This is a genomic window from Marisediminitalea alba (genome assembly GCF_002993365.1).
GTDB lineage: Bacteria > Pseudomonadota > Gammaproteobacteria > Enterobacterales > Alteromonadaceae > Alteromonas > Alteromonas alba.
The window spans coordinates 20,872-28,337 of the sequence record NZ_PVNP01000191.1; the positions used below are offsets into that span (position 1 = coordinate 20,872).

Consider the following 7,466-nt stretch of genomic DNA (forward strand, 5'->3'; position numbering starts at 1 on the left):
TCGGCTAATTGCTATTGGAAATGGCGCAAATACTAGCGGAAAAGCGCTTTTTTTGCATTGTTTTTGTATGAGTTAATCTTATCTAACCGATAAAATTGCAGGTATTGTATGTTTTTTTCGCGAAAGTCTTCCAAACCCTCGGCCTTACTTCAGTGTGCAGTTGATTATTTGAGCAACTATTTTGTGGTGGATAAAGACGAGGTATTGCCATGGTGTGCCGAAAACCAAGGCACGATTACCGTTACCTTTCCTTTTGTCAATCAAAGCCAGTGGCCATTTATTGAGGCGGGCCTTACAGAAGCGCTGAATAACAAAAATCTCAGTGCCGGGTTGAGTTTTAAAACCAGCATCCACAGCGGGCAAACCACCAAACCTCCTGTAACCAACATTCGCAATATTATTGCGGTTGCGTCGGGCAAGGGCGGGGTAGGTAAGTCGACCACCAGTATTAACCTGGCCTTTGCACTTATGCAGGAAGGCGCCAGAGTGGGGATTTTAGATGCCGACATCTATGGTCCATCAGTGCCTATCATGCTGGGAAATACCGGTGAACGTCCGGCAACCGCTGATAATAAGCACATGCAGCCATTACAGGCCCACGGTATGGTAGCCAACTCAATTGGCTATCTGGTACCGGCAGAAGACGCGGCCATCTGGCGCGGGCCCATGGCCAGTAAAGCGCTATCGCAAATTATTAATGAAACGCTGTGGCCAGTGCTGGATTATCTTATTGTGGATATGCCGCCGGGGACGGGGGATATTCAGCTCACCATGGCGCAACAGGTACCATTAACTGCCGCGGTGGTAGTAACAACGCCGCAGGACCTGGCCATTGCCGATGCTCAAAAAGGCATTGCCATGTTTAATAAGGTCAACATTCCGGTGCTCGGCCTGGTAGAAAATATGAGCTTTTACCAGTGCACAGAGTGTGGGCATAAAGACTACGTTTTTGCTAAAGATGGCGGCAATTTATTAGCAGAACGCTACAATTTACCGCTGTTAGGGGCGCTGCCGCTGGACGTGCGTATCCGCGAACATGCCGGTTCCGGCGAGCCGTTATTAGTCAGCGAACCGGATAGTCCGCTTTCGGATGTTTATCGGGAAATGGCCCGGGCGGTATCATTTGAGCTGGCCACGACAGTGCCTGTGGCAGCCGATCAAGGCCGTAATATTAAAGGCGACCCCATAGCGTTTAACCCGTTAACCGACAGCTAAGTAGCAAAAATGTGTTGATAAGCGGCTAAAAGCGCTTAAAACACGTTGCCTGTGGGGCGCTGCAGTCGCATAATAGCGCCCCGGTTAAGGCTTAGGAAATCTCCGCAATGCGTTTATGTGATCGCGATATTTATCAGTACCTGCAAGACGGCAAAATCAAAATCGATCCGCAACCTGATTACGATCAGATAAGCGGCCTTACGGTGGACATTCGTCTGGGCAATAAATTTCGCGTATTCGAAGATCACGCCGCGCCATACATTGATTTAAGTGGGCCTAAATCGCAGGTGCAGGCCGCCCTTGAGTCGGTAATGAGCGACGAAATTGAACTGCCGGAAGACAAAGCTTTTTTCCTCCATCCTAAAGAACTGGCACTGGCCATTACTCATGAATCAGTCACCTTGCCAGACAATATCGTAGGCTGGCTTGACGGACGGTCCTCACTGGCTCGCCTTGGGCTGATGGTGCATGTAACCGCTCATCGTATTGACCCTGGCTGGTCGGGTAATATTGTGCTGGAATTTTACAACAGCGGTAAGTTACCACTGGCGTTACGCCCACTAATGAAAATTGGTGCACTGAGTTTTGAAGTGCTCAGTCAGCCAGCAGAAAAACCCTACAATGCCCGAATTGACGCCAAGTACAAAGGGCAGGCAGGCGCTGTGGCGAGTCGTATATCCGCAGACGGCAAAGACGACAGCGAGTAAGACTCTCTGTCGCTTATTTTTTTAAATTCCGACAATCAATTGTAAATTTATTGTTTAAAGTTTACATTCAAAACTTCACTTAATCGATTAAGTTGCTATCTTATTGGGTATTAAAACCTGATAAGGAAGCAACTATGCGCTTGGCTACCGCTTTATATTTGTCTGCTCTCTCACTACTGAGTTTTACCTCGCAGGCTACTGACGTTTCGGTGACGTCACCAGACGGTGATATCACATTTACCTTTACCGATAAAAACGATTATGCACAGTATACCGTGGACTACAACGGTAAGCAGATCATGCGCCCGGCGCGGCTGGGTTTTGCTTTTGCGAAGGCCAAATCAATTTATCGCCACCTTGAGGTCAGTGAGATTAGCCGCAGCAGTGAAGACAGCACCTGGGAGCAACCCTGGGGTGAGCAACGCCGCATTCGCAACCACTACAATGAGTTGGTGGTTAAATTTACCGATAAGAATGATGCAGATAATGCCTTTAACGTGCAGGTACGGGTATTTGATGACGGCATTGGCTTTCGTTATCACGTAATTGCCGACGGGCAGCGTGATATCACTCGTGAAATGACTGAGTTTTCGATTATCGATTCACATACGGCTACCGCTTACTGGATCCCGGGGCAGGGTTATGACCGTCAGGAATATTTGTATCGCGAGACCCGGTTGCAGGATGTGGGTAAAGCCAGCACACCTATGACCATAAAACTGGATGACGGCACGCACCTGGCTATTCATGAGGCGGCGCTGGTAGACTATGCTGGCATGAGCCTAGACTGGCAGGCGCTGGGGCGCTTTGAAGCTGATTTGGCCCCTCGTGCTGACGGCATTAAAGTTCGCAAGCAAGGCAGTTTTACTACGCCTTGGCGTACCGTGCAGATAGCGCCGAATGCTGCAGAGTTAATCAACTCTTATATTACCCTTAACCTTAACGAACCCAACAAACTGGGGGAGGTTGACTGGATTAACCCGGGTAAATACATCGGTATCTGGTGGGGAATGCATATTCAGAAATACACCTGGTGCTCTGGTGAAAAGCATGGTGCTACGACTGAAAATACCTTGCGCTACATGGACTTTGCCGCAGAGCACGGCTTCGACGGTGTATTAGTAGAAGGCTGGAATGTAGGCTGGGATGGCGACTGGATCCAGAACTCAGAGCTGTTCTCGTTTACCCAAATTTACCCGGATTTTGATATCAAAAAAGTCAGCGACCACGGCAAAAAAGTTGGAGTTAAGCTCATTGGGCACCATGAAACTTCAGGCGGAATAACCAACTACGAAGCTCAGATGGAAGACGGTTTTGCGCTCTATCAGAAGATGGGGGTCGAGCAAATTAAAACGGGGTATGTCGCCCATGGCCAGAGCCTGAAAGTGACCGATGATACGGGTATAAAGCGTCTTGAATATACCGACAGTCAACCACTGGTAAATCACTTTATTAATAACATTACCACTGCAGCGAAATACGGTATTTCGATTAACACCCATGAATCGGTAAAAGACACAGGCTTACGCCGTACTTATCCTAACTGGATTGCTCGTGAAAGTGCGCGCGGCCAGGAATATAACTCCGGCTGGGCAGCGCCGAATCCACCCGAGCATGTGCCAATGCTGGCATTTACCCGAATGCTTTCTGGTCCGATGGACTTTACGCCGGGCATTTTCGACCTGGATTACCCGCCAATCAAAGGTGGCACCGAAGAACATGGCCGGGTGAAATACATGCGCCCGCAAACCACCATTGCTAAGCAGTTAGCCGAATATGTAGTACTTTATAGCCCTATCCAGATGGCCGCTGATCTGCCAGAAAACTACGAAGCGCAAATGGCACCCTTTCAGTTTATTAAGGATGTTCCTACCGATTGGGAGCAAACTCGCGCCCTACAGGGAGAAGTGGGCGATTATGTGGTCATCGCTCGTCAGGAACGTAAAGCGCGCGAGTACACGGGTAACGACTGGTACTTAGGCGCCATTACTAATGAAGAGGCGCGGGATATCACCGTGCCGCTGAGCTTTCTGAAACCCGGTAAGACCTACGAAGCGCAAATCTACAAAGACGGCAAGAAAGCCGACTGGCAAACCAATCCCTATGACGTTGATATCAGTAAAAGAACGGTGACCAGTAAAGATGCATTAACCCTGCACCTTGCAGCTGCGGGTGGTGCGGCTATCCGGTTTAAGCAATTGTAACAGAGTAACATAATCCAGAGAGAGCAAAGGCGTCTGGTTGCCCAACCCCAGACGCCTTTTTTTGTCTTTACCCGATAACAATACCTTTAATGACTTCCATTGTGCAGCAGAGCCGCATCGAACAAATATTGTGCTGGCGTGGCATTACCTATACAGTTGACACTGACCAAAACAACAGGGAAAGATTCCGTGGGCAGACTAACGACGCTATGTGCATTGAGTTTTCTAGTGCTTTCTGGCTGGTCTAATGCAAAGGATTTAAACAAAAAAATTGATGCACTCATGCAGTCAGCTATAGAGGCCGAGACACCAGGCTGTAATTTGGGAATAATGCAGAAGGGAGAGTTTTTACATAAAGCGGGCTACGGACTGGCTAACCTTGAACTGAACGTGCCGCTAGATGGAAATCAGGTGCACCGAATGGCGTCGGTTTCCAAGCAATTTACTGCCATGGCCGTATTGATGTTGGTGGAACAGGGCAAAATTGATCTCGACCAGGACATTCATATCTATTTACCTGCATTGCGAGACTATGGCCATACCGTAACCGTCCGGCAAATGTTAGGTCATACCTCTGGTATGGGCGACTATGATCTTATCGCTGATTCTTACGAAGGGAGCAAAACAGAGAACAACACAGGGTTAAAGTCTGCCGCAGGCGGCGATTTTCGTTTAGGTAATGAAGATTACCTTACCATCAGTGAATTTTATGATGTGGTAAAGCGAGTACCACTAGCCATGCCACCAGAACAGAAATACCAGTACAGCAATCTTGCCTATTTCTTACTGTCTATGCTTGTTGAAGAGGTTTCAGGACAGACACTTCGAGAGTTTAGCCATCAATATGTCTTCAAACCACTCAACATGAAACACACCTTCTTTAGCGATAATCCCGTGGAAATTGTTAAGAATCGTGCTTATGGCTACAAGCAGCTAGAAAATGGCAGCTATGTAACTGATATGACGAATTTATTTTGGGTTGGTGATGGGGGCTTACACACTAATTTAGATGATTTATTGCGATGGAGTAATAATTTTCTGCAGCCGAAAATTGGTAAATCACCCCAGGCATTGATCGACGCAATGAATACGCCGAATAGTCAGCAGCAAGCCGGAGAAGGGGTCTTTTACGGTAATGGGCAGTTTATCCATACGTTTAAAGGTTATCAGGCATACTCACATTCAGGAGGGTGGTTAGGCACCGCTACCTATTTCGCGAGATATCCCGAATTGGAGCTATCTTTTGCCATGATGTGCAACGATGTTTCTAATGACCAAGTCTTCGAGGCGTTTAACGAGGTTCGCGAAGCTGTGTTTAATATCATTACCAACACTGAATAGCGGATATTGATTACCGCTTTATTGAAAGTGAAGTCTGTACTCTGATGGAAATTTCGACAACCAGAACAAAAGCCTGATAATTGTATGGCGTAACCGTTGCAATCAGACAAAATATGAGTACACTTAGCGGCTCTTTCGGTCGGTGTGTAGCGCAGCCTGGTAGCGCACTGTCATGGGGTGTCAGGGGTCGGAGGTTCAAATCCTCTCACACCGACCAATTCCTTACCCCAGTTTATTCTGCATACAATCTTCCAGGACCAGCTGTTTCATCGGTCTCTTTAACATCGCCATAAACCCGTTGAAGTATGCTATCGACATTATATTTATTCGAAACAGACTTGCCTTGTGAAACCTGGTTATGTAACCAAACTAGCTTTGCAACAGCGGTAATTGGATCGACAGATGGTCCAACATCATCAAACGTAGGCCATTTATCGCTTATAGCATGTTTGTCTTTGTCTTGTCCTAAATAAGTCCTAAAAGCAATCACTCTGCCTAAACTTACCTTTGGCTCGAGACCGGAATTATCTCGTTCTGTATGCCCATTTGCATACGAGTCTTGAATCATATGAATAATTGAACCTAATGCCGACATTTGTATAGACTGAATTTTCTTTGGTCTATTTTTAGTTTGTTGGTCGACAAAGGCTGGGCATAGCTTTGCGCCGCCGTATAATGTTGTACAACTCCAGTTGAAAGTAATACCTAATCGCCATGTCTGCCAATATTTATCGACTTTCTCATATCCAAAGAGAGGTCTAAACCAGTTGGTATAATAGTAGGGGTTGAACCCTGAATTACATGGTGAGTCATCCAACATGCTGTCTTCTAGCATAACCTCTCCAAGATCTCTTTGTTCAGGGCTGTTGGGGTAATTCTGCCAATAGTCGCAATACTCTTCATCCCACAACGTTGAACTCGTCGAAAGTTCAAAAGCATAATTCGCCCATTGCCATATTAAATGTCTAGTTTGTTTTGGTGGCTCGCCAAAATCAGTTGCCATGGAATGTAAAAATTGAAGCTTGCCAAAGTGCGAAACACAAAATAAACCACCGTTGAATATTCCCGTTTTAGAAGGGGCCTTTGTTTTATCCTCGAAAAATTTCTTACAACCTTGCTTAATTAAAGCCCCAAATGTAGCGGCAGAGGCCCCGCCTTTGTGGATGAATCGTATTGGATCATCTGGCCATCGCACAAAAGATACAAGATCCCGATATTTAAATAGGGGGGCGTCAGAGGGGGTCAATTCATTGCTAAATAATGAAAGTTCGGTATCAATGCTTTTATAGTCTGCACAATCTTTAGGCATTTTTTCTAATGTACCTTCTGAATTATTTGCTTCATAAAGGCACTGTAAGGCTAATGCAGTTAGTCTCTCGTGGTTTCTTTCATATTCGCCAATTAAGCTGCCTCCGTCAGACGTCGTAAAGTAATAGCCTTTATCTTCATGTGGTAGTGCGCGCATCCCAATTTCATATGCGTTACATACTGCGAAAATAAATAAAGTACCTAAAGCAGTGAAGGCTTTGATTAAAAATAACAGTTGTCTTTTCATTATTGTGATTCCCTTCCAATATATTTTCAGAATTATATTAGATGCTGAGCTATCCCCACGAATAGTAAAATAAAGTCAAAGAGTTAGGGAACATTCATGGCATTTGGTGATCAGATCTTTCGCCAAAAAAAACCAACACAGAAAACACCATGAATGCACGCTCTATATTGAACAATCTTGTCTCTTTTGTCAGCCATAAAATGCATAAAACCCGCAAACAGGCCGTTGTCGCCTGTGTGCGAAGCTTGATTGAGAGCGGTTCGGCCACTGTGACCAGTATGGGGCGCGGTATCCGTTCCAATGCCTATGAGAAACACCGTATTAAGCGGGCTGACCGGCTGTTATCTAATGGTCACCTCCAGCGTGAAGTACCGTTTATCTATGCAATGATTTGCCGGTTATTTTGTACCTGTAAACATCCTGTCATTGCCGTTGACTGGTCAG

5 protein-coding genes, 1 tRNA gene and 1 pseudogene are annotated in these 7,466 nt (G+C 46.2%); 6 read left to right on the plus strand and 1 reads right to left on the minus strand.

The window, feature by feature from the left end:
- Window positions 1-108 precede the first annotated feature (108 nt).
- From apbC to C6Y40_RS17915, 5 genes are all read left to right on the plus strand, one after another.
- Window positions 109-1,215 (plus strand): iron-sulfur cluster carrier protein ApbC, encoded by a 1,107-nt coding sequence (apbC, locus tag C6Y40_RS17895; RefSeq protein WP_105935771.1) that lies wholly within the window; start codon window positions 109-111, stop codon window positions 1,213-1,215.
- Window positions 1,216-1,322: 107 nt separating this feature from the next.
- Window positions 1,323-1,922 (plus strand): dCTP deaminase, encoded by a 600-nt coding sequence (gene dcd, locus C6Y40_RS17900; protein WP_105935772.1) that lies wholly within the window; start codon window positions 1,323-1,325, stop codon window positions 1,920-1,922.
- A 134-nt stretch (window positions 1,923-2,056) separates the two neighbouring features.
- Window positions 2,057-4,126, plus strand: coding sequence for a glycoside hydrolase family 97 protein (locus C6Y40_RS17905; protein WP_105935773.1), 2,070 nt, complete (start codon window positions 2,057-2,059; stop codon window positions 4,124-4,126).
- A 138-nt stretch (window positions 4,127-4,264) separates the two neighbouring features.
- Window positions 4,265-5,467 (plus strand): serine hydrolase domain-containing protein, encoded by a 1,203-nt coding sequence (locus C6Y40_RS17910; protein ID WP_205664796.1) that lies wholly within the window; start codon window positions 4,265-4,267, stop codon window positions 5,465-5,467.
- 140 nt (window positions 5,468-5,607) lie between these two features.
- Window positions 5,608-5,684 (plus strand) — tRNA-Pro (locus C6Y40_RS17915).
- Between the two features lie 15 nt (window positions 5,685-5,699).
- On the opposite strand, the gene C6Y40_RS17920 is transcribed toward C6Y40_RS17915, so the two are convergent.
- Window positions 5,700-7,022 carry a hypothetical protein gene (locus tag C6Y40_RS17920; protein WP_105935774.1) on the minus strand — a complete coding sequence of 441 codons (1,323 nt, stop codon included), beginning with the start codon at window positions 7,020-7,022 and terminating at the stop codon, window positions 5,700-5,702.
- A 149-nt stretch (window positions 7,023-7,171) separates the two neighbouring features.
- Between C6Y40_RS17920 and C6Y40_RS17925 the strand changes: the two are divergent.
- Window positions 7,172-7,466: pseudogene (locus C6Y40_RS17925) on the plus strand (IS4 family transposase); the annotation flags it as partial.